At 54.8% G+C, this 26104-nt stretch carries 19 protein-coding genes; 13 read left to right on the forward strand and 6 right to left on the reverse strand.

The annotated features are described in order from the left end of the window. Nucleotides 1-17: 17 nt before the first annotated feature. The 4 genes from KI809_RS05150 to KI809_RS05165 form a co-directional block, all read right to left on the reverse strand. Complete coding sequence (locus KI809_RS05150; protein ID WP_214170408.1) at nucleotides 18-1565, reverse strand: B12-binding domain-containing radical SAM protein; 1548 nt, start codon at nucleotides 1563-1565, stop codon at nucleotides 18-20. A 131-nt stretch (nucleotides 1566-1696) separates the two neighbouring features. Beyond that, nucleotides 1697-2758 carry an NADH:flavin oxidoreductase/NADH oxidase gene (locus KI809_RS05155; RefSeq protein ID WP_214170409.1) on the reverse strand — a complete coding sequence of 354 codons (1062 nt, stop codon included), beginning with the start codon at nucleotides 2756-2758 and terminating at the stop codon, nucleotides 1697-1699. Between the two features lie 39 nt (nucleotides 2759-2797). Continuing rightward, on the reverse strand, nucleotides 2798-3472 hold the full coding sequence (locus tag KI809_RS05160; RefSeq protein WP_214170410.1) for a type 1 glutamine amidotransferase domain-containing protein: 675 nt from the start codon (nucleotides 3470-3472) through the stop codon (nucleotides 2798-2800). 28 nt (nucleotides 3473-3500) lie between these two features. Further along, the gene (locus KI809_RS05165; protein ID WP_214170411.1) at nucleotides 3501-3788 is read right to left on the reverse strand and encodes a sll1863 family stress response protein; all 288 of its coding nucleotides are present in this window, start codon (nucleotides 3786-3788) and stop codon (nucleotides 3501-3503) included. A gap of 417 nt (nucleotides 3789-4205) precedes the next feature. On the opposite strand from KI809_RS05165, the gene KI809_RS05170 reads away from it, so the two are divergent. From KI809_RS05170 to ftsH, 8 genes are all read left to right on the forward strand, one after another. Further along, the gene (locus KI809_RS05170; RefSeq protein WP_214170412.1) at nucleotides 4206-4367 is read left to right on the forward strand and encodes a hypothetical protein; all 162 of its coding nucleotides are present in this window, start codon (nucleotides 4206-4208) and stop codon (nucleotides 4365-4367) included. A gap of 12 nt (nucleotides 4368-4379) precedes the next feature. Then, complete coding sequence (locus KI809_RS05175; RefSeq protein ID WP_214170413.1) at nucleotides 4380-4565, forward strand: hypothetical protein; 186 nt, start codon at nucleotides 4380-4382, stop codon at nucleotides 4563-4565. 36 nt (nucleotides 4566-4601) lie between these two features. Then, nucleotides 4602-6227: an ABC1 kinase family protein gene (locus KI809_RS05180; RefSeq protein WP_214170414.1), complete on the forward strand. Its 1626-nt coding sequence runs from the start codon at nucleotides 4602-4604 to the stop codon at nucleotides 6225-6227. A 45-nt stretch (nucleotides 6228-6272) separates the two neighbouring features. Then, nucleotides 6273-7670, forward strand: coding sequence for a sensor domain-containing diguanylate cyclase (locus tag KI809_RS05185; protein ID WP_214170415.1), 1398 nt, complete (start codon nucleotides 6273-6275; stop codon nucleotides 7668-7670). A gap of 17 nt (nucleotides 7671-7687) precedes the next feature. Then, entirely contained in the window at nucleotides 7688-9661 is a 1974-nt protein-coding gene (locus KI809_RS05190) for an HD domain-containing phosphohydrolase (RefSeq protein WP_214170416.1), read from the forward strand. Between the two features lie 28 nt (nucleotides 9662-9689). After that, the gene (locus KI809_RS05195) at nucleotides 9690-10772 is read left to right on the forward strand and encodes an acyl-CoA thioesterase (protein ID WP_214170417.1); all 1083 of its coding nucleotides are present in this window, start codon (nucleotides 9690-9692) and stop codon (nucleotides 10770-10772) included. Between the two features lie 106 nt (nucleotides 10773-10878). Then, entirely contained in the window at nucleotides 10879-11106 is a 228-nt protein-coding gene (locus tag KI809_RS05200; RefSeq protein WP_214170418.1) for a DUF378 domain-containing protein, read from the forward strand. A 171-nt stretch (nucleotides 11107-11277) separates the two neighbouring features. Continuing rightward, nucleotides 11278-13146 (forward strand): ATP-dependent zinc metalloprotease FtsH, encoded by a 1869-nt coding sequence (gene ftsH, locus KI809_RS05205; protein WP_214170419.1) that lies wholly within the window; start codon nucleotides 11278-11280, stop codon nucleotides 13144-13146. Here ftsH and KI809_RS05210 read toward each other — a convergent pair. Continuing rightward, complete coding sequence (locus tag KI809_RS05210; protein WP_214170420.1) at nucleotides 13130-14086, reverse strand: sensor histidine kinase; 957 nt, start codon at nucleotides 14084-14086, stop codon at nucleotides 13130-13132. The two genes, ftsH and KI809_RS05210, sit on opposite strands and share 17 nt — an antisense overlap. A 2-nt stretch (nucleotides 14087-14088) precedes the next feature. Continuing rightward, nucleotides 14089-16659 (reverse strand): chemotaxis protein CheB, encoded by a 2571-nt coding sequence (locus KI809_RS05215; RefSeq protein WP_246559183.1) that lies wholly within the window; start codon nucleotides 16657-16659, stop codon nucleotides 14089-14091. Nucleotides 16660-16936: 277 nt separating this feature from the next. Here KI809_RS05215 and KI809_RS05220 point away from each other — a divergent pair, with 277 nt between their 5' ends. The 5 genes from KI809_RS05220 to glgC all read left to right on the forward strand — a co-directional run bounded on the left by KI809_RS05220 (nucleotide 16937) and on the right by glgC (nucleotide 26102). Next, entirely contained in the window at nucleotides 16937-18082 is a 1146-nt protein-coding gene (locus KI809_RS05220) for a Tll0287-like domain-containing protein (protein WP_214170422.1), read from the forward strand. 97 nt (nucleotides 18083-18179) lie between these two features. Beyond that, nucleotides 18180-21488 carry a PAS domain S-box protein gene (locus KI809_RS05225; protein WP_214170423.1) on the forward strand — a complete coding sequence of 1103 codons (3309 nt, stop codon included), beginning with the start codon at nucleotides 18180-18182 and terminating at the stop codon, nucleotides 21486-21488. Between the two features lie 31 nt (nucleotides 21489-21519). Beyond that, a complete protein-coding gene (locus KI809_RS05230; RefSeq protein ID WP_214170424.1) occupies nucleotides 21520-22737 on the forward strand; it encodes a hybrid sensor histidine kinase/response regulator in 1218 nt (405 codons plus the stop codon). Between the two features lie 52 nt (nucleotides 22738-22789). Continuing rightward, nucleotides 22790-24706: a selenocysteine-specific translation elongation factor gene (gene selB, locus KI809_RS05235; protein WP_214170425.1), complete on the forward strand. Its 1917-nt coding sequence runs from the start codon at nucleotides 22790-22792 to the stop codon at nucleotides 24704-24706. 154 nt (nucleotides 24707-24860) lie between these two features. After that, the gene (gene glgC / locus KI809_RS05240) at nucleotides 24861-26102 is read left to right on the forward strand and encodes a glucose-1-phosphate adenylyltransferase (protein WP_214170426.1); all 1242 of its coding nucleotides are present in this window, start codon (nucleotides 24861-24863) and stop codon (nucleotides 26100-26102) included. Nucleotides 26103-26104: the final 2 nt, after the last annotated feature.

A 26104-nucleotide genomic window follows, 5' to 3' on the forward strand; every position in this document is an offset into this window, starting at 1 on the left:
GCGAGCAACAGGAGATGTCACTTCACGCTGCCAGGGACCGTGGCACTTTCTACCCCATACCCCGCGGCAGCGAACACTCCGCTCTCCCGGATCTTTTCCGCGACCTTTCTAAAGTGGAACCCGTAGACGGCATAGGTTATGGCTAGCGGGAAGAGCCGCGGCCGCCGTGCCAGCGACCAGAAGAAGAGTTTCCAGAAATGAAAACGTTCCCGGCCGATAACCCCTAAGAACAGCACCGATTTGAACAGCGCCCCCAGGTATCCTTGCTGCAGGCGAAACTTTGCCAGATGCTGCGGCCGGTACTCCCTGAGCAGCTTGATCACCCGGTGATAATAGTTTTTAGGGAGGTAGATGCTGTCAAGGACGGTTCGGTAGCCATCGATGAGAGCTTCCGGCTCCATGCGCGGGGTGAAATTGAGGGTGATCGCCGTGTTGTTGCCGGTGGCGGTCCCCAACAGCCGGCCCTCCCGCTGCAGACGCTGGTGGAGCCTGGTGCCGCGCAGGGCGGTGAGAATGCCGACCATGGCGGTGACGATGCCGCTCTCCTGGATGAAACGGATCTGCCGCTCAAAGATCGTCGGCAGGTCGCTGTCGAAACCGACAATGAACCCTCCATGCACCTGCAGACCGGCCCGCTGGATACGTTTGACCGACGCCAGCAGGTCGCGGTTCCGGTTTTGCGACTTGCCGCTCTCGGCAAGGCCGTCATCATGGGGTGTCTCGATGCCGATAAAGACCTCCTCGAATCCTGACCTGACCATCTGCGCCATAAGTCGGTCATCGTCTGCCAGGTCGATGGAGGCCTCGGTGTAAAAATAGAACGGCCGCCCGTGCTCTTCCATCCAGGCGGTAATGGCGGGCAGGATCTCCCCTTTCAGCTTGGCCCGGTCGCCGATGAAGTTGTCATCGACAAAAAATACGGCGCCGCGCCAGTTCAGGGCATGGAGGCTTGCCAGCTCGGCGATGATCTGCTCGCCGGTTTTACTGCGGGGCTTGCGGCCAAAGAGCTGGGTAATGTCGCAGAATTCGCAATCAAACGGGCACCCCCGCGAATACTGGATATTCATGGCGGCATACTTCCGGACATCGACCAGTTCCCAAAGCGGGATCGGGGTTGTCCTCATCTCGGCCCGCCGTTCGTCGGCGTAGAGATGCCGTGGCTCCCCTCTCTGCAGATCCTCCAGGAACGGAGAGAGGGTGAGTTCGGCTTCGCCCAGCACCAGATGGTCCACGTCCGGGAAATCGTCGTAACAGGAGGTAAAAAGCGGGCCGCCGGCAACGGTCTTTACCCCGAGGTGACGGCAACGTGAGAGCACCTCTCGCACCGATTCCCGTTGAATGGTCATGGCGCTGATAAAGACGTAATCCGCCCAGAGCAGCTCCTCGTCGGCAAGCGGCCTGACGTTCATATCGACCAGCTTCTTGTCCCAGGAGATCGGGAGCATGGCAGCCACGGTCAGCAGCCCCAGAGGCGGAAAGCTGGCCTTTCTGTTGATGAATTTCAAGGCATGCCGGAAACTCCAGAAAGTGTCCGGATAGTAAGGGTACACCAGGAGGATCTTCATTTGACAACCCCCATCAGCTTAATGAGAGGAGATCTGTCTGTAAATTATAAACCTGTTTGCCCGGCTGTCATCGCGATCAATGTAAATGATATGTAAAAATTGGGGCAGCATGGTTTTCAAGCGGAGACCGACTATTTGGCCCGCAAGTACTGGTTCGGCCAGGGCGCCTCGGCATGCAGCACCTTGGCCGCATGGAGCGGCCAGTAAGGATCGCGCAGCATCTGTCGCGCCAGCAAAACAGCATCAGCCTGGCCGGTGGCGACAATCTGTTCCGCCTGAACCGGTTCGGTAATGTAGCCGACTGCGCCAGTGGCAATGCCGACTTCAGCCCTGACCCGCGAAGCAAAAGGAACCTGGAAACCGGGGCCGAAAGGCACCGGCTCATTGGGCACGGCAAACCCGGAGGAACAGTCAATCAGATCCACACCGATCTGCTTCAGCTCTCTGGCCAGCACCACCGACTGGTCAATGTCCCAGCCACCCTCCACCCAATCGGCGGCGGAAATCCGCACAAACAGCGGCAGCTCCGCCGGCCACTCATCCCGCACCGCCCGGGCCACCCGCAGCGGAAAACGCAGCCTGTTTGCCAAAGAGCCGCCATAGTTGTCATCCCGACGGTTGACCAATGGCGAGAGAAACTCATGGAGCAGGTAACCATGAGCCATGTGCAGCTCAACCACCTGGAACCCTGCGGCATATGCCCGCCTGGTGCCTGCGCGGAACTGGCCTTCCACCTCGTCCATCTCCTCCAGAGACAAGGCACGGGGAACAGGATGGCCCAGGTCAAAAGGAACGGCGCTTGGCGCAACAGGCTGCCAGCCGCATGCGTCCATACCCAAGGGACCGCCCCCCAGCCAGGGGAGAGAACATGACCCCTTGCGGCCGGCATGAGCGAGTTGAATCCCCGGAACGGCACCTTGCCTCTTGATAAAGTCGGTGATGGGAGCAAAGGCCACAGCATGGGCGTCACTCCAGATGCCGCTGTCATCAGGACTGATGCGCCCCTCCGGACTCACCGCCGTTGCCTCAACCATAACCAATCCCGCACCACCCACGGCACGACTGCCGAGATGAACCAGATGCCAGTCATTGGGAAATCCGTCGCGGCTGGAGTACTGGCACATGGGAGAAACGAAGATTCGATTGCGAAAGGTAATGGTTTGCAGCTGCAACGGTGAAAAAAGAATGCTCATTGTTGTCTCCACTCCTGCTCTAGTTAGATGGGAAAGTGATCAAAGTTGTGCCAGTACCGTATTTGCCAATGCCTCTGAAGACGCAGGATTCTGACCAGTGAACAGATTACCGTCGCGAACAATGTATGATTGCCAGTCAGCACCTTTATAATAATTCCCGCCATTTTTCTTCAATTCATCTTCTACAAGAAACGGCACAACATCAGTCAGACCAACGGCAGCTTCCTCCGAGTTAGAAAACCCGGTTACCGATTTCCCCTGCACCAGTGGCGAACCATCCAGCGACTTGGCGTGGCGCAATACCCCTGGCGCGTGACACACTGCAGCAACAGGTTTGCCTTGAGCGTACATGGTTTCGATCAGAGCAATGGAATACTTATCCTCGGAAAGATCCCATAACAGTCCGTGACCACCGGGATAAAACAGCGCATCGTAGTCATCCGGTGAAATATCCTGCAGCATTGCGGTATTGGCTAGAGCTGCCTGGGCTTCCTTATCCGCTCTGAATCGCAATGTTGCCGTGGTCTGAAAATCCTTTTCCTCACTTTTCGGATCAAGGGGAGGTTGTCCCCCTTTTGGAGTTGCAATGGTGATTTCAGCTCCAAAATCTTTGAAAACATAGTATGGAGCAGCAAACTCCTCCAACCAGAATCCGGTCTTTTTGCCAGTGGCTCCAAGTTCATCGTGTGACGTCAGTATCATCAGAATTTTCATAGGCCATTACCTCACAAAGAGTGTCGCGTTACTTGAAGCGGGACCTGGCCGAGTTGATGGCCTCACCCATGGCGGTCCAGGCCAGCTCTATGCCAGACTTCAGGTCTTCCCAGGCGCTTTCCCCTGCCTGCTGAAGCTCTTCGATTTTCTGCCTAGCAGCTGCCTGCTTCACCTTAAGGGCTTCAATCTGCTGGAGGTACTCCTTCTTGACATCTGTCGCTACACCGCCTGCCTTGACAGTCAACAAGTCGATTTCCCGATTCCACTCATCCAGTTTGACCTGCATCTTGCGGATGTATTCGTCTCTATTGCTCATAACAATCTCCTTTACAGTCTGTCACTCTCTGGACAGACAAAGACAAGACGGCACTCGCCATCTTCAGATTAACCGGCAACTAACGTGCCAGTAAACAGTTACTGAAACCAAGCAGGCAATATCCTGATTATACAAGGGAAACAAATTTAACACACGAAACAAACAACAATCAAACCTGCAACATTTATTGCAGTAGACACATCACGAACACCGAGAATAAAAAACGTAATATCAGCAGGTTATCCTCTGCCAGCGCAGGATTGAGGATCATAGTGCCGCAGCATGCCGGGGAGAACCCAGGGGAAATACTTTATAACTATTCAAATTTGTACACTAATTCCCAATCAGCAAAAGGGCACGATTGATGCTGAATCAGTAGCGCAAACAATCATTCCAGCTATTAAGGAGAGCAGCCACATGGCCAAAGAGTACACCATTACTCTGCACGAACCACCGACCACCCAGATCATCCGTGAAGGGATGGTTCAGCATCTGAACCAGGTGGCCCAGGAAGGGTGGAAAATGGTTACGGTCGTCAAAGAGAGCGGCTATTACCATTTCTTCTGGGAAAGAGACTGACCGGAGGCAACCATGACAAAGGCTTATTCATTCACAATCAAGCATTATCCGGTAAATGACCTGTTAGCCCTTGATCTGGAGGCCCATCTGGACCAAATGGGCAAGTCTGGCTGGGAGCTGGTCAGCACCCAGCAACTGATCAATGAGCACAGCTCCACTACCCCACAGATCATATTTTTCTGGGCCAGAGATGAGTGAAACAGTGAATCACAAGATGGTAACAGGGAGAAACGCATGGCGGTAATGATAGACCCGGAAAAGAGCAGCCTGCTACGAGCAGCGCCGCGACTGATGCAAATCGTGCGGGTCCTTGTCCGACACCAGTTCCTGGGGGCGTTACGCGGCAAAAACCATTGGCCTCCACCGCATGAGGTCCGGGAAACCTTCGAAGAGTTGGGCCTAACTTTTCTCAAATTCGGCCAAGTGCTCGCATTGCGGCGTGACTTGCTACCGGACGCCTATATCAATGAGTTGGAGCAGTTGCACGATCAACTGCCGGCCCTGGGCATTGAAGCGGTGCGCGCCACAGTAGAAAGCGAACTGGGTGCCGGGCTGGCAAAACTGTTTGCATCGTTCAGTGAAGCGCCGCTCGCCGCCGCTACCATCGCCCAGGTCCATGAGGCAACACTGATCGACGGCCGTCACGTGGCTGTCAAGGTGCAGCGGCCCGGCCTAGAAGCGATGATTGCCACGGATATTGCGGCGTTGACCTACCTGGTAGCGCTGGTGGAAAAACTGTTCCCGCGTCTGCTTGCCCTTGATCTCCCGGTTCTGGTCAGAGAGTTTGCCGACAGCCTGAACCGGGAAACCGATTTCAGCCTCGAAGCGCGTTCAATAATGCTCTTTCGCACCGCTTTGGCAGACATTCCCGATCTCTGGATACCGGACGTAATAGCGAAGTATTCGACCGGAAACATACTAACCATGGAGTTTTCGCCCGGCGAACGGGTGGATCTCTACGCCAGTGAGCATCCGGAAGAGATGCCTCGTTTGATCAATACCCTGGTGCGGCTGACCCTGCAAACGATCTTCGAAGAGGGGTTGTTTCACGCCGATCCCCATCCCGGCAACGTGCTGGTTCTTCCTGATGGCCGGCTCTCCCTGCTCGATTTCGGCATGACCGGCGAACTGGACGAGCCGATGCGCAACTCTCTGACGCTGCTACTTGAAGCGGTCGTCAAAGGTGATGCGCGAGGCGCCACCGAAGCCTACCTTGAAATGGCACCACAGGGGAGCGAAAAGGTCAACCGTGCGGCACTGATGGTGGACATAAAATCTGTGCTCCATGAAATCCACCGGAACGACCTGGCAGATGTGTCCATCGGTGATGCCTTCGATTCGCTGCTGCGTGCCGGCAGCCGTCACGGAGTCCACAACCCCGGCGAGTTTTTCCTGCTGACGCGTACCTTTGTCATCCTGGAATCAATGATCAGGGAACTCGACCCGGACCATGACTATCTGGCTTCGTTTCGAGAAGAGATCTCACGCCTGACGGCGCAACACTTCTCTCTGGAGCGGGTAAAGGAAAAGACCGGCAAGCTGGCGCGTGAAATGGAGCGCCTGATAATCGATGCCCCGGGCGACACACGCCGGGTGTTGCGACGTATCGCTGAAGGAAATCTGGGCCGGTTGCAGGCTCCGGCGGTGGAAGCGCTGGGAGGCCGCATCAGCCGCAATCTCGAACGACTCACCGGCGCCATCATCTCTGCGGCGCTCATGATCGCCGGCGGGCTGATGATTGCCGCACCCCAGGACGCCGGGTGGCACCACGATGCAGGGCAAGCGATGATTATCGCCGGGGTTTTATGGGCAATCATCATTGCCATCAAAACATGGCGCCGCGACCGTGGCCGGCGCTGACGACGATCACGCAGCAGCCTGAAATACACAAGTAAAAGGACCGGTATGGATATCGATAAGGACAAGGGAGCGCCGGAAGCAAAACTGCGTCGCCAGGCTGAAGAGTGTTTGCCGACGGAAACTGCGACTGAGCGCCACCACCGGGCAAAGGAAGAGTATCAAAGGCTCATCCATGAACTTGAGGTCTACCGGATCGAGATGGAGAGGCAGAATGCCGAGCTGCGGCAAGCCCAGGAATATGCCGAAAATATCGTCGAAACCGTGCGCGAGCCGCTTGTAGTGCTGGATGCCGACCTGAAGATTCTCACCGCCAACCAAAGCTTCTATGCCACCTTCAAGGTAACGCCGGAAGCAACCATTGGCAATTTCATCTATGACCTCGGCAACCGGCAATGGGACATCCCCAAACTGAGGGTTCTCTTTGAGGAGATCCTCCCCCACGATACCGTATTCAATGACTATGAGGTCGAGCATGATTTCCAGGGGATCGGTCGCAAGACCATTCTGCTCAATGCCCGGCAGATTTTCCGGGAAAATATCGGCTCCCATATAATTCTGCTGGCCATGGAAGATATTACCGACCGCAAACGGTTGGAAACGGAAATCCAGGATGCCAGGGAATATGCCGAGGATATTGTCGAAACCGTGCGTGAGCCGCTGGTAGTGCTGGATGCCGACCTGAAGATTCTCACTGCCAACCAAAGCTTCTATGAAACCTTCAAGGTAACGCCGGAAGCAACCATCGGCAATTTCATCTATGACCTCGGTAACCGGCAATGGGACATCCCCAAACTGCGAATACTCTTTGAGGAAATCCTTCCCCACGATACCGTATTCAATGGCTATGAAGTCGAGCATGATTTCCAGGGGATCGGTCGCAAGATCATTCTGCTCAACGCCCGGCAGATTTTCCGGGAAAATATCGGCTCGCATATTATCCTGCTGGCCATGGAAGATATTACCGACCGTAAAGAAATAGAAGAGGCGCTCCGTCACGTCAGCACTCACGATAGCTTGACCGGTCTCTATAACCGGGCGTTTTTCGATGAAGAACTAGAGCGGCTTGCCCATGGCAGGATGTTTCCCCTGAGTATCGTCATGGCAGATGTCAACGACCTCAAAGCAGTTAACGATACCTTGGGACATGCCGCAGGGGATAATCTGATCCGTTCAGCGGCGCGGATTATCCTGCATGCCTTCAGGGGGGAGGACATCGTTGCCCGTATCGGCGGAGACGAGTTTGCCGTGCTTCTTCCGGGAACAGACGAAAAGGTTGCAGAAGAAGCGGTCATGAGGGTCAAGAACTCCCCTGAAATCATCAATGGCCAGGTTAGCATCGCCTTCGGCATTGCGTCCGCAGAAAACAAAGAACAGCTCGCCAAGGCGTTAAAACTCGGGGATGAACGGATGTATCAGGACAAATCGTTACAGAAGGAATCGTAGATCAAGGGACGATACCCATGAAACACCATGGAACAATGATAAAAGCACCAGCAAGAACGCCCTTCTCAGACCTGTCCGGGATAGATCAGTCGCTCATAAATTCGGAACTGCGTTATCGCCGCCTCTTCGAAACCGCCCAGGACGGTATTTTGATCCTCAATGCCGAGACGGGATTGATCAGTGACGTCAACCCCTATCTGATCGAGATGCTGGGGTACTCGCGGGAAGAGTTTGTGGAAAAGAAACTCTGGGAAGTCGGCGCGTTCAAGGATGTCGAGGCCAGCAGAAATTCCTTCCTGGCACTGCAGAAGAACAAGTATATCCGCTACGAAAACCTGCCGCTCAAAACCAAAGGCGGTCGTCTGGTGCCGGTTGAATTCGTCAGCAACGTCTATCTGGTCGGCGAGGAAAAGGTCATCCAGTGCAACATCCGTGACATCAGCGACCGCAAGCGGGCCGAAGCCGCCTTACGGGCGAAGGACGAAGCGAACTGGTCGCTGATCGAAAATCTTGAAGATCACTGGCTGCTGATCAAACATCTTCCCATCGGTGTTGTTGTCCATGCCCCTGATACCCGGATCGTCATGTGTAACCCCGAAGCCTCGCAACTACTCGGCAAGTCACCGGATCAGATGCTGGGCAAAGGCGCTGGCGATCCGTACTGGCACTTCGTCCACGAGGACGGCACTCGGCTGACAGAAGAGGAGTTACCGGTCAATCAGGTAGTTGCCTCGGGACATCTGCTTAAGAATTTTGTCATGGGGATCATCCGCGGCACTGACGAAGAATCATGGGTGCTGGTGAATGCCTATCCCGAGTTTGGCAGTGACGAGCAGTTGCGGCAGGTTGTGGTCACCTTAGCGGACATCAGCAATATCAAGTGTGCGGAGGAACGGATACAACGGCACCTGGAACATCTGACCGCTTTGGTTGAAATAGACCGCGCCATCAATTTCAGCTTTGATTTGAATCTCAGCATGACCACACTCCTTACCCATGTCATTGTCCAGTTGGAGGTTGACGCTGCTGACGTCCTGCTGTTCAACCCCCAATCACGGACGCTGGAATTTGTCGCTGGCCGCGGTTTTAACACCAAAACCATTGAACATGTACGTCAGCCGCTGGGCGAAGGGTATGCCGGTGGCGCAGCACAGGAACGGAGCATGGTCCATGTCCCTGATCTGACAAAAGAACACGACAGCTTTCTGGGTGAAATCCTGTTAGCTGGTGAAGAATTTGTCAGTTACTTCGGTGTGCCATTGATAGCGAAAGGCCAGCTCATGGGGGTGCTGGAAGTTTTTCATCGTTCTCCCCAGTCACACGATGAAAACTGGCTCGATTTCCTCAAAGCACTGGCGGCCCAGGCCGCAATTGCTATCGATAATGTCACCCTGTTCGACAACCTGCAGCGCTCTAACATCGAACTGGCCCAGGCCTATAACGCCACCATCGAAGGTTGGTCGCGGGCGCTGGAACTGCGCGACAATGAGACTGAAGGGCACACCCAGCGGGTTGCGGTGTTGACCGTAAAACTGGCGCGCCTGTTCGGATTGAGCGATGAAGAGCTGGTGCAGGTCCGCTGGGGCGCACTGCTGCACGACATCGGCAAGATGGCTATTCCGGACGCGATTTTGTTAAAACACGATTCGCTGACCGAAGCAGAATGGGTTGTAATGAGGAATCACACCGCTTTTGCCTTTGAAATGCTCTCCCCCATCCGCTACCTGCGCTCGGCACTCGACATCCCCTACTCCCATCATGAAAAGTGGGACGGCACCGGTTACCCGCTCGGCTTGAAAGGCGACCAGATCCCCCTTGCTGCGCGCATCTTTGCCGTGGTTGACGTCTGGGATGCCCTGAGATCAGACCGCCGCTACCGCTCCTCCTGGTCGGTAGAAAAGGTACGTGAACACCTCCGATCACTATCAGGTACACACTTTGATCCGCATGTTGTCAAAGTCTGCCTTGATTCAGACGTCCTCATTTATTAAGTCCATCATGGAACACAGGAACCAAACCATGCCCAGACCCAACGATACAACCTTTCATCAGACACTGGCACTTGGGAGTTCTCCGGAACTGCGCCGCCGTTTCATGGTGCTGGATGAGCCGATTCAGGGGAACCTCCGCTTCGGCCTCCTGCTGGAGGTACTGGATAAAATCGCCGAAGAGACGGCGCTTAACTATGTGAACCGCTATCATCCCGAGGCACGAGTGGTAACGGCTGCCATCGACGACATTTATGTCCGTCACGCGGCTGACCTGACCCGTGACATCGCCTTCCATGCCCGCATCAACCATGTGGGGCGCTCGTCCCTCGTGGTCGGCATCCGGGTAGAGCAACCGGGCGACCCGGTCAACCATATCGCCTCTTGCCATTTCACCATGGTTGCCCGCTCCGGCACTGGCGACAACGCGACCAGCGTTGCCTTGCCGCCGCTGGAGTATCTGGACGCAACGGAACAGAAACGGGCCGCCAAGGCCGTGGCCAGTCGTGAAGAGTACCAGCGGCAGCAAACATTGCTGTCAGAGCCTCCCTCGCGCGAGGAGTTCGAAATGCTCGTCAAGCTTCACCAGGCCTTGGATGAACCGGATTTATCAGCTGGGCGACGAGTCCAGGATGAGGCATGCTTCAGGGGGTACAAGGCCGGTCGCCTGGTCACCGATTCCTGGGAACGGATGTATCCGGAAAAGGAGAATGTTCCTCGCTCCATCTTCGGCGGCTATCTTATCAGGAAAGCATTTGAGATCTCAGCCATCTGCTCCGACCAAGTGGCCCCTGATCGCTCGATAATTGCGGCTGTTACCAGGATCAACTTCTTTCAGCCGGTGCGAATCGGCGATACGCTCCACTTTACCTCGCGGGTGATCTACACCCGCGATAGCTTTATCTGTGTTGAGGCCAGCATCGAGCGAACCAGCCGCGACCGTACCACCAAGGCGCTTTCCAACTCCTGCTACTTCACATTCGCTAATGTGGATAGCGCACTGGCACACCAACCGGTGCCGCAAATCTATCCGGCCACCTATGCTGAGGATACCCGCTACCTGGCTGCCCACCGGAGTTTGAAGTCACTGGTCGAGCACCATAACATAATTTAACACACTGATTTATTTAACTTTTACCCTGTGAGGCGTATAATAATAACAGAAGAAGCAGGCAATCCGGTGAGTGACAACTCTCGGAAAAAGGAAAGAAGGTGAGTTTATGAAAGTGCTGGATATCATTGTTACCAGTTTACTCATTATTGGTGCTCTGAACTGGGGGCTGGTAGGGTTCTTCGGCTTTAATCTGGTAGGAGCGCTTTTTGGTGAAGCAACTGCAATTACGCGGGTCGTCTATGCATTAGTCGGGCTGTGTGGCCTTTATGAGGCATTTAATTTCACCGTTGGTTATGAAGCCATGCATCATCGGTGGTGTGACATAGCTCATTAAGGCGGGAGAGAGAAGACTAATCCTCAACTGGCCCTCGATGCTTGTTTTGAGCATTGCGAGGGCTTTCTTGTATCTTCCGCAGAAGCTGCCCAACAATAAGATAAAAAGCAAAGCACCAGTTAAATGCTACACTTGTAAAATAGCAACGATCTTTCAGGCAAGGACCAACCCATGAACCCGTCTACCTGGCGCACCTTTATGCTGATGATGGTAATCGCGATCCTTTTTAATCTCGGTTACAGCTATTTCCAGAGCAATATCAACCAGAGTGCTGAGATCAGCTACAGCCGCTTCCGCAGTGAACTTGCCGCCAATAACCTGAAAAAAGTCAGGTTCAAGGGGACAGCGACCAGCGGTGAATTCCTGAAAAAGGTCCAGCTGCCGGGGATGGTGCAAGGTAAAGAGGTCACCAGGGAAGTAGGCGCCTTTACCACAACGATGCCGGCAATAGCAGACCCAGGGCTGCTTGCCGAACTGGCCGATAAAAAGGTGGAGATCACGGCCGTATCTCCCGAAGCATCGCCTTTTTTTTCCATTCTGATCGCCATGCTCCCCTTGCTGCTGATCATTGGCGCCTGGTGGTACTTATCGCGCAATGCCCGCAACCAGGGGCCGGCAGGGATGTTTGGCAACTTTGCCAAATCCGGAGCCAAGATGTACGGCACCGGGGAGAAGGTCAATGTTAGCTTTGAAGATGTCGCTGGCATGGAGAACAGCAAGCAGGAGCTGAAGGAGATTGTCGATTATCTGAAGGAACCGGCACATTTTCGCCGCATTGGCGGCAAGGTGCCGAAGGGGGTACTGCTGGTCGGCCCTCCTGGAACCGGCAAAACGCTGCTGGCCCGGGCAGTGGCCGGAGAGGCCGGGGTCAACTTTTTCACCATCTCTGCCTCCCAGTTTATCGAGATGTTCGTTGGCGTCGGTGCCAGCCGGGTCAGAGACCTTTTCAGCAGCGCCAAAAAAGGGTCGCCAAGCATCATCTTTATCGACGAGATCGATGCCGTAGGGCGCAGCCGCGGTACAGGGTTCGGCGGCGGCCATGACGAGCGGGAGCAGACGCTTAACCAGCTCCTCTCGGAGATGGACGGTTTTGACCAGCACGAGGAGGTCATTGTGCTGGCAGCCACCAACCGCCCTGACGTGCTTGATCCGGCGCTGCTCCGCCCCGGCCGCTTCGACCGGCATGTGGTGATCGAGCGTCCCGACTGGCGAGACCGGGAAAAGATCTTAAGGGTTCATACCCGTAAGATCACCATGGCTGAAGAGATCGATTACATAACCATTGCCAAGGGAACTCCCGGCATGACCGGCGCCGACCTGGAGAACCTGGTAAACGAGGCAGCCATCCTGGCGTCACGGGAGAATGCCGCAACCGTCACCATGGCCCACCTGGAGCAGGCCAAGGACAAGCTGCTGATGGGGGGCGAGCGGAAAATGGTCATTTCCGACAATGAGAAACGGATCACCGCCTACCATGAGGCTGGACACACCCTGATTGCCAGGCTGCTGCCGGGCACCGACCCGATCCACAAGGTCACCATCATCCCCCACGGCATGGCACTGGGCATCACCCAGCAACTCCCGGAGGACGACCGCTACCATTACCCGCGGAGCTATCTCGAAAAACGGATCTGCGTGGCCCTTGGCGGTCGCTCTGCCGAGCGGCTGGTCTTCGGCGAAGTCTCCACCGGCGCCCAGAGCGACCTGAAAATGGTTACCGACCTGGCCGAGAAAATGGTCTGCCAGTGGGGCATGAGCGAAAAGGTCGGGCCGGTCACCTTCAGCCGCGGTGAAGAGCACCCGTTTCTCGGGCGCAAACTGGCAGAAGAAAAGGGATTTTCTGAAGAGATGGCCTGGAGGATCGACCAGGAGATTACCGCCATTATCCTGCATGAAGAAGAGGCAGCCGATGAGCTACTGAGAGATAACAGGGATCGTCTTGATGTGCTGGCAGCGGCCCTTCAGGAAGAAGAGACCCTGGATAGCGCCCGGGTGGACGAGATTCTGCAGCTTGCCACCGCAGTCAGACCTCGATCCTGAACTCCGCGCCACTGTCAGTATTGCGCACCGTCAGCCGCCCATCCATATTTTTCTCGATGATGGTTTTTGACATGAACAGGCCGATGCCGGTCCCTTTGTCCGGGCCCTTGGTCGTAAAATAGGGATCGAACAGCCTGGGCATGATCTCTTCGGCAATGCCACCGCCGTTATCGGTAACAGTAACGATCGCTTTACCGCCTTGCGTAAAGAGCCGGAGCGAAATCCAGGCAGGGTCTGCTTTGCTTGCAACCAGCGCATCACGAGCGTTTATCAGCAGATTCAGGATGACCTGGGCATATTCGTTGGCATAGCCGAAAATTGCCGGCTCACCATCCCTCTCGACAACTATGCTGATATTGAGTTCCTTGAAGCTCTCACCAATGAGCGACAAGGTATGATCGATCACCTGGTGAACCCTGAAGTCATCGGCTTCCTTGTCTGATCTGAAAAAATCCCTGAAGTCATTAATGGTTTGCGACATGTGCTCGATCAGCTTCATGGTCTTTGCGGTATTTTCGTCCAGAAGCGCCTTGCTGAGTTTGCCGGAATCATGAAAGAGCGGCAACTGTTGGACCAGGAGCGCCATGGTGTTCAACGGCTGGCGCCATTGATGGGCAATATTGTTGATCATATCCCCCATGACCGCCAAACGGTCCTGCAGAATCAGCATCTGGTCCTTTAGGCGCAGTTCGTCTACGGCCTGAGATATGCGAGCATCCAACATCTTGTTGAGGTCCTGAAGCTCCAGCTGGGTTCGGCGCAGTTCATCATTCTGCATCTCCAGTTCGATCTGGTGGATATGCAGTTCATGGACGAGACGCTGTCTCTCATGCTCTGCCAAGGGAGCTCTCTCTTCCGGAGCATGTGGCATCAGCCGGTCTGAAGCACGGCGGCGCAGCTTTGCACTGGCTGAGTTCCTCTTGTCTTTGTCGTTACCCATTGCTACCCCCCGGTTTCAAGCAGCCCCTTGAGCCGGGCATTCTCATCGCGCAGCTCCGCTTCCAGCTTCTTGGCGCCGGTGATGTCGGAAAAGGTGATCACCACTCCGCCGATGACATCCGCCATGGTGCGGTAGGGCATGATGCGCACCGTGAACCAGCGGCCATCGGTAGCAGTGATCTGCTTTTCGGAAAAAACCAGGGTTTGCAAGACATCCCGTGCCTCTTCACACAACTCGGGATACAGCAGGTCGCTGGCAATGTCGGACAGCGGCCGCCCCACATCGCCCGGAATCAGCTTGAACAGCTTGTTTGCCCCGGTAGTAAAGCGCCGGACGTGGAGGTCGTTGTCCAGAAACACCGTGACTATTTCCGTACTGTTGAGCAGGTTCCTCATGTCGTTGTTCGTCCGGCTCAACTCGTCCATCTTTGACTGTTGCTCGGCATTGACCGTCTGCAGCTCTTCGTTTAAAGATTGCATCTCTTCCCTTGAGGTAGTCAATTCCTCATTGGTTGACTGCAGCTCTTCGTTGGTCGATTGCAGCTCCTCATTGGTGGACTTGAGTTCTTCCTGAGAGGATTGCATCTCCTCGCGGGTGGTCTGCAGTGATTCGCGGAGCTGCTGTAGTTCCTGCTCCAGTTCAAGAACCCGGGCGTTGCCGGCAGATGCAGACCTGGCACGTCCTGGTGCCTTCTTTCCCAAAGGCGTCGCCACATCGGTGAAGACAATCATCACCATCCCCCGCAACTCCTCCGGCTCAGTGATCGCCTGCACCGTGACATCAACGGTCTGAGCGCCTTCCCCCTCCCCGACCTTGAGCCCCCTGACAGTGATCGTCTCCTGTTGGCGGATCGCCTTCTGGAAGGCGTTCCCCAGATCAAAGCGGAGCCCTTCGCGAGCCATGGCAAAGATATTCCAGTTAGCCTTGCCGGCCGCGGGCTCCAGGTATTTACCGGTCCGGCCGCTGATATAGAGGATATCCCCCTTGTCGCTGGTCAGCACGGCAGGGGGTGAAAAATGCTGCAGAAGCAGCTGATCGGCAATTGATTGGAGATTGGCTGCAGGCTTCATCATCGTCAACTCCTTGGAAACTCCCGGCATGGCAGGGACAAATGAGGAAGGGAATGCTATCGGCTCGGCAGAAAGAAGGGATTCGCGCCGCAGGAAGAGTCTCGACTTTATGTTCAGCGGAGCAAAGAGATCGGTGAAGGTGCTGAGAGTCTCTGCACTCCCCAAAAACAGGACGCCGCCGGGCTTAAGGCTATAGTGAAAGAGCGGCAGCAGCTTCTTCTGCAGTTCCGGCGTCAGGTAAATCAGCAGGTTGCGGCAGATAATGATATCGAGCTTGGTAAAAGGGGGATCCATGATAACGTTCTGCGTGGCAAAAGTCACCATCTCCCGGATCTCCTTGCCGACCCGATAGCCATTCTCTTCCTTGATAAAATAACGGTGCAGGCGCTCAGGAGATACGTCCGCAGCGATGTTGACCGGGTAGATCCCCTGGCGGGCCTTGTCGATGGCGTCCTGGTCCAGGTCGGTGGCAAAAATCTGCAGCGAGAACGTCACCGAAGGCTTGACCTGCTCCAATGCCTCTTTGAAGACGATGGCCAGTGAATAGGCCTCCTCACCGGTGGAGCAGCCTGCAGACCAGGCCCGCAGCCCTCCGCCGTCCGGACGAGCTGCCAGAATCGCCGGGATCGCCTCACCCCGGATCAGTTCCCATGCTTGCGGGTCGCGGAAAAAGCTGGTCACGCCGATCAGCAACTCCTTGAAGAGGAGTTCCACTTCCTGGGGATTCTCCTGCAGATAGCGGACATAAGAGCTGATCCGGACGATCTGGTGAATCCCCATGCGCCGCTCGATCCGGCGGTAGACAGTGGTTTTTTTGTACAGCGAGAAGTCGTGGCCGGTCTTGGACCGCAGCAGGATGAGCACTTTCTCCAGGCCACTCTGATCCTTCTCCAGAGAGAGATCTACCTTGGCAATGCTGAGGGTATGCCGGAGATAGTCGATGATCTTGCCGGGCAGATCCTCCACCGGGGCCACCAGGTCTGCCAACCCGGCATCAATGGCGCTCCTCGGCATGCTGTCGAACTTGGCTGAGGAGGGCTCCTGGACCAGCACCAAGCCAGCCTTTTCCTTGATTGCCCTTAAACCTATGGTGCCGTCAGAGCCCATGCCGGAGAGGATAACGCCGATAGCTGCCTCTTGCCGGTCCTCGGCCAGCGAACGGAGGAAAAAATCTATGGGAAGGCGAAGTCCGCGCGGCTCAGTTGGCGCAAAAAGATGCAGGACGCCGTGCAGAATGGACATGTCCTTGTTGGGTGGGATCACATAGACGCAGTCCGGCTTGACCCGCATCCGGTCTTTTACCTGTAAAACCTCCATAGCGGTGGTGCGTTGCAGCAGTTCGGCCATGATCCCCTTGTGGGTCGGGTCAAGGTGCTGGACAATGACAAAAGCCATGCCGTTTCCTTGCGGCACATGCCGCAGGAACTGCTCCAGCGCCTCCAGCCCTCCGGCTGAAGCGCCGATGCCGACGATGGGAAAAAGCAGTCCCTCTTGCCGTGACATGGTCTCTTTGGGAGAAGAATTATCTCGTTCAATGCCACTGTCTGTAGATTTTTGTCGGTTTTTCATACTGATAGCATATCAGCATAACACTGAACGCGCCACTTGAGATAATTGTCCATAACTATTAAGTATCACCGAATCTACACACCAGCTTTGACTAATACTTTTTTAGAATTATACTTTTCGCTTTAGAGATAGACATGCCAGTCGCTACGGGGCCTGTTTGCCCGTCGAACTGCGAGAATGTCAATGCCATTGGATATCTCATGAGGAAGCGATGAAAGAAGTCAATGCCAGAAAGCTGTTCAATGCCTTCTATGCCATAACATTCATTATTGTCGCGATCATTATTATTATTACGGTCAACCTGCATCAACGACAACGCGCGTTGCACTACGCCGAAGAAAAAACCCTTATCCTGCTGGAACATAACCTCGCCATCCACACCTATTTCTCCAAACAGCTCAAACCGAAAGTTTTCGCTCTCACCGACGCAACGCGCAGCAGCAGTTATTTCGACCCGACCTGGATGTCATCCACCTATGCTGTCAGAGAAATTGACAAATATCACCGAAAAATCTCCCGCATCCAATACTACTACAAAGAATGCGCGGTCAATGCCCGGAGCCCGGAGAACGAGGCCGATGCCTATGAAAAGAAATTCCTCGATGAGCTGAAACGCGATCAGGCGCTTACTCAGCGCTCGGTTATCAGGACAATAGACGGCAAACCTTATTTTGTCCTTATTCGTCGTGGCGAAAGCATGGAGCAGAACTGCCTGAGGTGCCATTCAGTTCCGGCAGCAGCGCCAAGCGAAATGGTTGACAGGTATGGCAAGGTGCGCAGTTTCAATCGCACCGACGGCGAACTGGTTTCGGCGATTTCCATCAGAATTCCCCTGGCAGAAGCCTATGAGGCGGCAAACAACTTCTCGGTAAAGTTCTCGATAATCCTGCTTGCCATCCTTGGGCTCACCTTTGCTGCCCAATATTTCGTCACCTATCGCCTCTATCTGAAGCCGATAACCTCAATTCGCAACCAGGTGATGACGATAATCAGCGATGAAAGCAGGCTGGGGGAAAAAATCGCACAGGAATCTCATTCCGCAGAGGTGAACGACCTCATCCGGTCCTTCAATGAGCTGTCGCATAATCTGCGTGCCGAAAAGGACGGGCTTGTCGCCCAGGTCCAGGCCAGGACTGTCGAGCTGGAAGAAAAAGTCGCCCAACTGGAGGCGACACTGGCCCGGGTCAAGAGCCTGGAAGGGATCATAACCATCTGCGGCTACTGCAAGAAGATATGTGATGATAAAGATAGCTGGCACCAGCTGGAAGCATATATCAGCCGCCATTCCGAAGCACTCTTCAGTCACGGGATTTGCCCGGAGTGCTTTGCTGAAGCAAAAGACAAATTTGAAGAGTGACCTGCTGTTCAGGTCGGGGTTGATCCGGAGGTCAGGTTGACCGCAACTGATTGCCGCCGATACCTAAAACAGTAACTTGTTTTTAGAGGGTTTGGGCATGATTACCTTATCGCAAGAAATGCTGTCGAAAAAACTGCCGCAGCGATGGTTGCTCATACTGCTGACACTGTCCTTAATTTTCATGACCGGCTCGCATTGTTTTGCTTTTGGAAACGCCAAGACCGTGCGGATTGGCGCTTTCAACTACTATCCGGGGATCTTCCAGGCGCAAGACGGCAGCGTGAAGGGTTTTTATGTCGATTTCCTTGCAGAAATCGCCCGAATGGAAGGGTGGCAGATCGAATATGTCTACGGGAACTGGGCAGAGGGGCTGGCCCGGACCAAAAATGGCGAAGTAGACCTTTACCCCAGTGTTGCCTGGACCGAGGAACGCGCCAAATATCTGGATTACGGTAAAGTACCGCTGCTGACGGTTTGGGGGGAGTTGTATGTCCCGGAACACTCTACTATCGACAGCATCAAGGATATGCAGGGGAAAAAAATCGGCGGCATGAAGGGAGATTTCAATGCTGCCAGTTTTCGGAATATGGTGGACAAGTTCGGCATCAGACACCAATTCGTCGAATTCGGCAACTTTGAGGATGTATTCAAAGCCGTCAATTCAGGCCTGGTTGACGCCGGAGTTGCCAACAACACCTTCGGGGCGGCAAAGCAGCACGAGTATAACCTAAAATCTTCCGGCATCATCTTCAATCCCTTTGATATTTTCTTTGCCACTGCCAAAGGGAAGAACCGGGAAATAATCGCCACCCTCGACAAATACCTGGCTGATTGGCGCAACAAGAGTGACTCCCCCTTTCACCAGGCTCGTGAGCGCTGGTCACATGGCGAAACCGCCTCGTTTCATTTTCAGGTGCCCAAGTGGATTACCACTTCGTTGATTGTCCTTGTCGGCTTTACAGGGATCGCCACCATTTTCATCATACTGCTGCGAGTGCAGGTACGGCGCAAGACAGAAGAGATCACGGCCCAGGCGGCGGAGCGCGCCAAGATCGAGCAGACACTGTTCTTCATCAATGAAAGTGGCATGTTGCATCGAGGCGACGAGCTGCTCAAAAGGATAACCGCCTATCTGGCCGAATGCCTCGACGTTGAGTATGCCTTTACCGGACAAATGCTTCCGGGCAAGGAACGGGTAAGGACCAGAGGACTGTTTACCACAGGGAGCATAGCCCCAGACATTGAATACGACCTGAAGGGAACCCCGTGCGAGAATGTAGTTGGCAAGAAGTTGTGCGTCTACCAGAATAACGTGGTCAAACTGTTCCCCGATGACCTGCTGCTGCAGGAGATGCAGGCTGAAGGGTATGCCGCAACGCCATTATGGGACTCTCAAGGGAACGGCATCGGCCTGATTGGGGTTGTCAGCCGGCGACCGTTGGGCAACAAACCATTTCTGGAAACGATCATCAGAATCGCCGCCACCCGTGCCTCCCAGGAGCTTGAGGCAATGAGCCACCTGGAGGTGCTGAAGATAATCAACTTCACGGTCGAGAACATCAGGGATGCCGTTTACTGGATTTTACCTGATGGCAGGATCTGGGAAATCAACAACAGCGCCGCAAAAATGCTCGGCTATACCAACGAAGAGTTGTTAACGAAAACGGCACTGGATATCAATCCCGGCTACTCTGAAAATAACTGGCACTCTTACTGGGAAAAGATAAAAGCAGATGGCAATCTGCAGTATGAAACCGTGCATAAGACATGCGATGGCCGGGAAATCCCGGTCGAAGTTGCCGCTACCTTCTGCAGCTACGATGGTCGGGAGTATATCTGTTCGATAGTCCGCGACATCACCGACAGAAAACATGCCGAACAGCAATTGATCGAATATCGCCAAGTAATCGAATACTCACAGGATATGATATTCGTCATTGACCGTGACTATCGTTATTGCCTGGCCAATAGCGCCTTTCTGCAATTGAGAGACAAGCAGCTCAACCAGGTAATAGGTCATACAGCAGAAGAGATATTGGGGCATGACCTTTTTGCCAAGCTGAAGCCTTACCTGGATGAGTGTTTTACCGGAAAACCGGTAAACTTTGAGATGCAACAGCAATATGCCGGCAAAGGATTGCTGACGCTTGACATTTCCTACCTGCCCATTGCCGATGCCGGTAGGGCCATGCGACTGGCCGGTGTCATCAGGGACCAGACCGAGCACAGACGCCTTGAGGAACAGTTGCGGCAGTCGCAAAAGATTGAAGCTGTAGGACAGCTGGCAGGTGGCATCGCCCATGACTTCAACAATATTCTCACCGTCATTATGGGCTACAGCAATATGTTGCTGCTGGATGACAAACTGGCCGCTGAACACAGGCAGGAGATCGAACAGATTATTGATGCCGCGGAAAAAGCCTCAAGAGTGACCCGCGGACTGCTTGCTTTCAGTCGCAAACAGGTGATGACTCCTGACATAGTCAATCTGAATGATATCGTCACCAAGGTGCAGGTCTTTCTGGAGAGGATTATCGGCGAAGATGTCAAACTGCAGTTCGTGCACCATGAAGCGGCCCTAAACATATATGCGGACAACAGCCAGATCGAACAGGTCCTGATGAATCTGGCCACCAATGCCCGCGACGCCATGCCCAAGGGGGGGCTGCTGACCATTGAAACCTCCCTCCAGGGAATTGAACCGAACGCCGCCAATCCCCATGAAATTGACACTGCCGGCAGTTACGCCTGCATGGCGGTATCGGATACCGGCGACGGCATGACCAAAGAGATCTGTGACAGAATTTTCGATCCGTTCTTTACCACAAAGGCCACCGGAAAAGGGACCGGCCTGGGAATGGCCATTGTCCACGGAATCGTCAAGCAGCACAAAGGGTTTATCAATGTCTACAGTGAGCTGGGCAGAGGGACGACGTTCCGGATCTATTTGCCCATTGCCGACAAGGCCCCGCAGCAGGCGGTAAAACCAGCAGTCTCAGAGCCGCCAGTAAGAGGGAGCGAAACAATTCTCGTGGCCGAAGATGACACCAACGTCCGCAATCTTGTCGAATCTCTGCTGAAAGGATACGGCTATAATGTCATCTTGGCAGTCGATGGCCAGGATTGCATCGAAAAGTTCATTGCCAATCAGAGCCGGATCGATCTGATTCTACTGGATATGATCATGCCGATAAAAACGGGAAAAGATGCCTTCGAAGAGATCAGGAGCATTCGCCCTGACATCAAGGTGCTTTACACCAGTGGATATACTGCCGATTTCATTCGCAGTCGGGGCGATCTTGAAGAAGATGCCGACCTTATCATGAAGCCGGTTCAGCCGTCGGCATTGTTGAGTAAGATCCGGGAAATCATTGATCGGAAAAAGCTGCAGCGCCAACGATCTTAATGTAGTGACTTGAGATTAGGTAGGAGAACCTATGGACTATTCGATGCAGCAACACCCTATTGCCATACTGCTAATTGATGACGACAAGAGTCTGCTGGAACTGATTCAGCTCTATCTGAACAAGATGTTGCCTTGCAACATAACCAGCTGCAACGATCCCCTGCTCGCGCTCGACAGTATCTCGCTGAACCGGTATGACGTAATCATCAGCGATTACCTGATGCCGGCAATGTCCGGCGTTGAAATACTCAACATTACCAAAAAGCTGGCACCGGAAACGCCTTTTATCATCATGACCGGACAGGCAGACCTTGACACTGCCCTGCTCGCGATAAAAAACGGGGCCTTCGATTTTGCAGTGAAGCCGCTTGACTTCGAACTTCTTGTCGCCTCTATCAAAAAAGCCCTGGCAGTGACAAGAGGCGCAGCCCTGGAAAGGGAATACCATAAACAGCTTGAGGATGAGGTCTTGCGCAAGACTGCAGAACTGCGCAATGCCTTGTATGAACTCGAGGTCGCCCGCAACGCCGCCCATTCGGCATCCGTTGCCAAATCAGCATTCATGTCGGCCATCAGCCATGAATTGCGCACTCCCCTTAACGGCATCATCGGCTGCATTTCATTGCTGAAGGATTACCGGCACGACCAGGAACAGGCCGAACTGCTCGACGCGGCCGAACTCTCTGCCCGGCGGTTGAACTCGGTAGTGGACAATATCCTGGCATATGTGGCGGTAAAGAGTAATACCCATGGCTCGATCTGCCGCAGCTTTTCCCCCAGAGAAACCATATCGACCATTGTTCATCCCTTTGAAGGAAAGGCAACGCAAAAAAGACTGGCTTTCATGGTTGAATATGCGGATCGGCTCCCGGATATTCTCTATGGTGATGACCTGAGTTTTGGGCAGATCCTGGAAATAATTGTGGATAACGCCGTCAAATTTACCAATTTCGGAGGTATTACGGTAACGGCGCAAGGTGCGGATAAAGGGGACAACTGCTTTGCAATCAGTATTGCGGTGCAGGATACCGGCATCGGCATCCCCGATGACAAACTCCCTGCCATCTTCGACGAGTTCCGCCAGGGAGACTGTTCGTTGACGCGGCTCTACGACGGGGTTGGCATCGGCCTGCCACTGGCTCAAAAGCTTGTCGAGCTACTTGGAGGAAACCTGACCTTTGCAACTCACCTGGGCAAGGGTTCCGAGTTTACCGTTACGGTGCCATTCAAAAAAGAACAGGAGCTTTAACTATAGACTTATGGCATAGTAGCGTCATTTCTTCAGGTATCCTGATTATCCCATGAAACATCTCATTCTCGGCACAGCCGGACATATAGACCACGGCAAGACCTCCCTGGTGAAGGCGCTGACCGGCATCGACACCGACCGCCTGCCGGAAGAAAAGGCACGGGGGATCACCATTGAGCTCGGTTTTGCCGACCTTGATATCCCCGGAGGCTACCATCTGGGCATTATCGATGTCCCTGGCCACGAACGGTTCGTCCGCACCATGGTCGCCGGTGTCGGTGGCATTGACCTGGTGATGCTGGTTATCGCAGCCGATGAAGGAGTCATGCCGCAGACCCGGGAACACCTGGAGATCTGCCAGCTGCTCGGGGTCAAGAACGGGCTGGTGGCGCTGACCAAGTGCGATCTCGTAGATGCTGACCTGCTCTCCCTGGCAACGGAAGAAGTGCGGGAATTCCTTGCCGGGAGCTTTCTCGAAGCAGCGCCGATACTTCCGGTGTCAGCCCGCACCGGCACCGGCCTGCATGAACTGCTTGCCGAACTCGGCAAGCTTGCCAACGTCACTGACCAGAAAAGGACGGACGGGCCGTACCGTCTCCCGGTTGACCGGGTGATCACGGTCCCCGGTTTCGGCACGGTGGTTACCGGCACCCTGCTCTCCGGCAAGGTTGCGGTCAACGACGATGTTGAGCTTCTCCCTCGGGAGCTGCCGGCCAGGGTTCGCGGGCTCCAGGTCCATGGGGTCAAATGCGACCAGGGTGCGGCGGGCGAGCGGCTGGCCATCAATCTCCAAGGGGTTGACCATGATGAGATCAGGCGCGGCGATGTGGTGGTGCCGCGCGGCGCGTTCCGCACCACCGGGCTGGTTGATGTCCGGCTGGAATACCTCAGATCTGCGCCGGGCAAGCTGAAGCACCGGGCGCAGCTCCGCTTCCATTCCGCCACCTATGAAATCTCGGCAACAGTGATCCTGTTCAACCGCGACCTGCTCAATCCCGGCGAAGCCGATTATGCCCAGCTCCGGCTGTCCCGGCCGGTGCTGCTGATGAGCGGCGATTCGTTTGTGTTGCGTTCGTCTTCCCCGGCTACCACAGTAGGCGGCGGCACTGTGCTGGATCCGTTCCCGCCGCCGAGGCGCCGCAGAACCGGCGAAGCCTTGCAACTGCTGGCAACGGTTGCCGCAGGGCAGGAAACGGAATCCGTTGCCGGCATGATAGAGAGCAGCCTGCTCACCGGGATCTCTTTTGCAGAGCTTGCACTCCGCACCGGTTACCCGCCAAAGCGCCTGGAATCGGCACTTGCCCCCATTCTGACATCAGGCGGGATTATCCAGGTTGTCAGGGAGCCGAAAATCTACCTTAGCCGGGCTGGATTCGCTTCCCTGTGCCAACTGCTGAGCGACGAGGTCGCCGCATTCACTGCCAAAAACCCGCTCCGGGGGGGGATGAGCAAAGAGGAACTGAAGTCGCGCATCCCGGCGCGGAGTGACCCCCGCTTCTTCTCGCCCTGCATTGCCGCGCTGGAAAAGGCCGGGATGCTGACGGCAGAACGCGACCTGGTCAAGCCGGTTGCCAGTCCTGCGGCCGCCGATCCAGGCAAGCATGGCATCCATGACAAAATCGCCGCACACCTTGCAAGCCATGGCTCAGAACCGCCGTCGATCAAGGAGCTCTGCAGCACCTTTAGCCTGCCGGAAAAATCCCTGCTGGAATGCCTCAATCAACTGGCGCGTGACGCTAAGGCAGTCAAGGTAAAGAGCGACCTCTTCTATGCGCCGGCTCCGCTGGCCGCCATCCGGGACAAAGTAGTCACGCTTCTGGAGCAGAAGGGTGAAATGACCCCTGCCGATTTCCGGGACATGACCGGGCTGTCCCGTAAATACATGATCCCCCTGCTGGAGTACTTTGACGAGCAGAAACTCACCATCAGAGCCGGAGACAAGCGCCTGCCGAGAAAAAAAACCGGTTAAAGAATCGTTGCCCCGATATTGCATTATCAGAAATCTTGACTACACTCTTCATGAGCTTATTCCTTGGCGTTTTAAATCATTCAACCTGTAGTGAACCGTTTTAACCGGCAGGCTGTGCCGCAAGAATCTATATTCTCTCGGGAGGGAGACTTTTATGTATGCACTGGACAATGTGGGGAGAAACACCATCGCCATGGTGCTGGCCGGAGGGAAAGGGGAACGGCTCAGCCCGTTGACCCTGCGTCGGGCCAAGCCGAGCGTTGCCTTTGGCGGCAAATACAAGATCATTGATTTTGTGCTCTCCAACCTGTTCAATTCGGGGATCAAGAAGGTCTATATCCTGACCCAGTACCGGGCGTTCTCGCTCAACAAGCATATCCGCGAATCATGGGGTAAATGGACCGGGCTCGGGGAGTTCTTTGTCGCCATCTCTCCGGAGACCAAGAGCGAGCGGGAGGAGTGGTTCAAGGGGACTGCCGACGCAATCCTGCAGTACCTCCGCTTCGTCGAGACCTCTGACGCCGACTACGTGGCGATCTTTGGCGGCGACCATATCTACAAGATGGATATCACCCAGATGATCAACTACCACCGGATGAACCGGGCCGATATCACCATTGCCGCGCTGGAAGTGCCGAAGAGCGAGGCCAGCCGCTTCGGAGTCTTTTCCGTGGATGACGACTCCAAAGTAACCGGTTTTACCGAGAAACCGGAGAATCCGGAGACCATCCCCGGCAGGGAGACCTGTTTCGCCTCAATGGGGAACTACATCTTTTCCACCAAGAAGCTGATCGAGGTGCTGCAGGAAGGGAAGAAGATGCACGAGGATCTCGATTTCGGCAAGCATGTGATCCCGATGATGCTGGAAAGTGGCGACCGGATCTTTGCCTACAACTTCAACGACAATGTGATCCCGGGGATGAGGACCGAAGAACGGGGGTACTGGAAAGACGTCGGCACCCTGGATTCCTACTACGAGGCCAACATGGACCTGATCCATGTCTCGCCGCAGCTAAACCTGTACAACTACAAATGGCCGATCCTGACCAACCAGGGGAACCTGCCGCCGGCCAAGACCGTATTCGACGATGACGACCGCCGCGGGGTCAATATCGACTCCTATGTCTGCGCCGGTTGCATCACCAGCGGCAGCATCGTCAGGCGCTCCATCATGGGACCGCTGTGCAAGGTCAACAGCTACAGCCTGGTCGAGGATTCCATCCTTTTCGAGAATGTTACGGTAGGCCGTCACACCAAGATCAAAAGGGCGATCATCGACAAGAATGTCGTGATCCCGGACAACTCGACCATCGGCTATGACCGTGAGGCAGACCTGGCCATGGGGTACACAATCACCGAGTCCGGGATTGTGGTGGTGCCGAGAAAAGACAAATAGAG

The organism is Geoanaerobacter pelophilus (assembly GCF_018476885.1).
Classification (GTDB): Bacteria; Desulfobacterota; Desulfuromonadia; order Geobacterales; family DSM-12255; genus Geoanaerobacter; species Geoanaerobacter pelophilus.

Bases quoted from the DNA above. Each gene is read 5' to 3' on its own strand.
- KI809_RS05150 (WP_214170408.1), bottom strand. From the start codon at position 1,565: ATGAAGATCCTCCTGGTGTACCCTTACTATCCGGACACTTTCTGGAGT.
- KI809_RS05210 (WP_214170420.1), bottom strand. From the start codon at position 14,086: ATGGGTAACGACAAAGACAAGAGGAACTCAGCCAGTGCAAAGCTGCGC.
- ftsH (WP_214170419.1), top strand. From the start codon at position 11,278: ATGAACCCGTCTACCTGGCGCACCTTTATGCTGATGATGGTAATCGCG.
- KI809_RS05200 (WP_214170418.1), top strand. From the start codon at position 10,879: ATGAAAGTGCTGGATATCATTGTTACCAGTTTACTCATTATTGGTGCT.
- KI809_RS05160 (WP_214170410.1), bottom strand. From the start codon at position 3,472: ATGAAAATTCTGATGATACTGACGTCACACGATGAACTTGGAGCCACT.
- KI809_RS05185 (WP_214170415.1), top strand. From the start codon at position 6,273: ATGGATATCGATAAGGACAAGGGAGCGCCGGAAGCAAAACTGCGTCGC.
- KI809_RS05215 (WP_246559183.1), bottom strand. From the start codon at position 16,659: ATGTCACGGCAAGAGGGACTGCTTTTTCCCATCGTCGGCATCGGCGCT.
- KI809_RS05195 (WP_214170417.1), top strand. From the start codon at position 9,690: ATGCCCAGACCCAACGATACAACCTTTCATCAGACACTGGCACTTGGG.
- KI809_RS05220 (WP_214170422.1), top strand. From the start codon at position 16,937: ATGAAAGAAGTCAATGCCAGAAAGCTGTTCAATGCCTTCTATGCCATA.
- selB (WP_214170425.1), top strand. From the start codon at position 22,790: ATGAAACATCTCATTCTCGGCACAGCCGGACATATAGACCACGGCAAG.
- KI809_RS05175 (WP_214170413.1), top strand. From the start codon at position 4,380: ATGACAAAGGCTTATTCATTCACAATCAAGCATTATCCGGTAAATGAC.
- KI809_RS05180 (WP_214170414.1), top strand. From the start codon at position 4,602: ATGGCGGTAATGATAGACCCGGAAAAGAGCAGCCTGCTACGAGCAGCG.
- glgC (WP_214170426.1), top strand. From the start codon at position 24,861: ATGTATGCACTGGACAATGTGGGGAGAAACACCATCGCCATGGTGCTG.
- KI809_RS05155 (WP_214170409.1), bottom strand. From the start codon at position 2,758: ATGAGCATTCTTTTTTCACCGTTGCAGCTGCAAACCATTACCTTTCGC.
- KI809_RS05165 (WP_214170411.1), bottom strand. From the start codon at position 3,788: ATGAGCAATAGAGACGAATACATCCGCAAGATGCAGGTCAAACTGGAT.
- KI809_RS05225 (WP_214170423.1), top strand. From the start codon at position 18,180: ATGATTACCTTATCGCAAGAAATGCTGTCGAAAAAACTGCCGCAGCGA.
- KI809_RS05230 (WP_214170424.1), top strand. From the start codon at position 21,520: ATGGACTATTCGATGCAGCAACACCCTATTGCCATACTGCTAATTGAT.
- KI809_RS05170 (WP_214170412.1), top strand. From the start codon at position 4,206: ATGGCCAAAGAGTACACCATTACTCTGCACGAACCACCGACCACCCAG.
- KI809_RS05190 (WP_214170416.1), top strand. From the start codon at position 7,688: ATGAAACACCATGGAACAATGATAAAAGCACCAGCAAGAACGCCCTTC.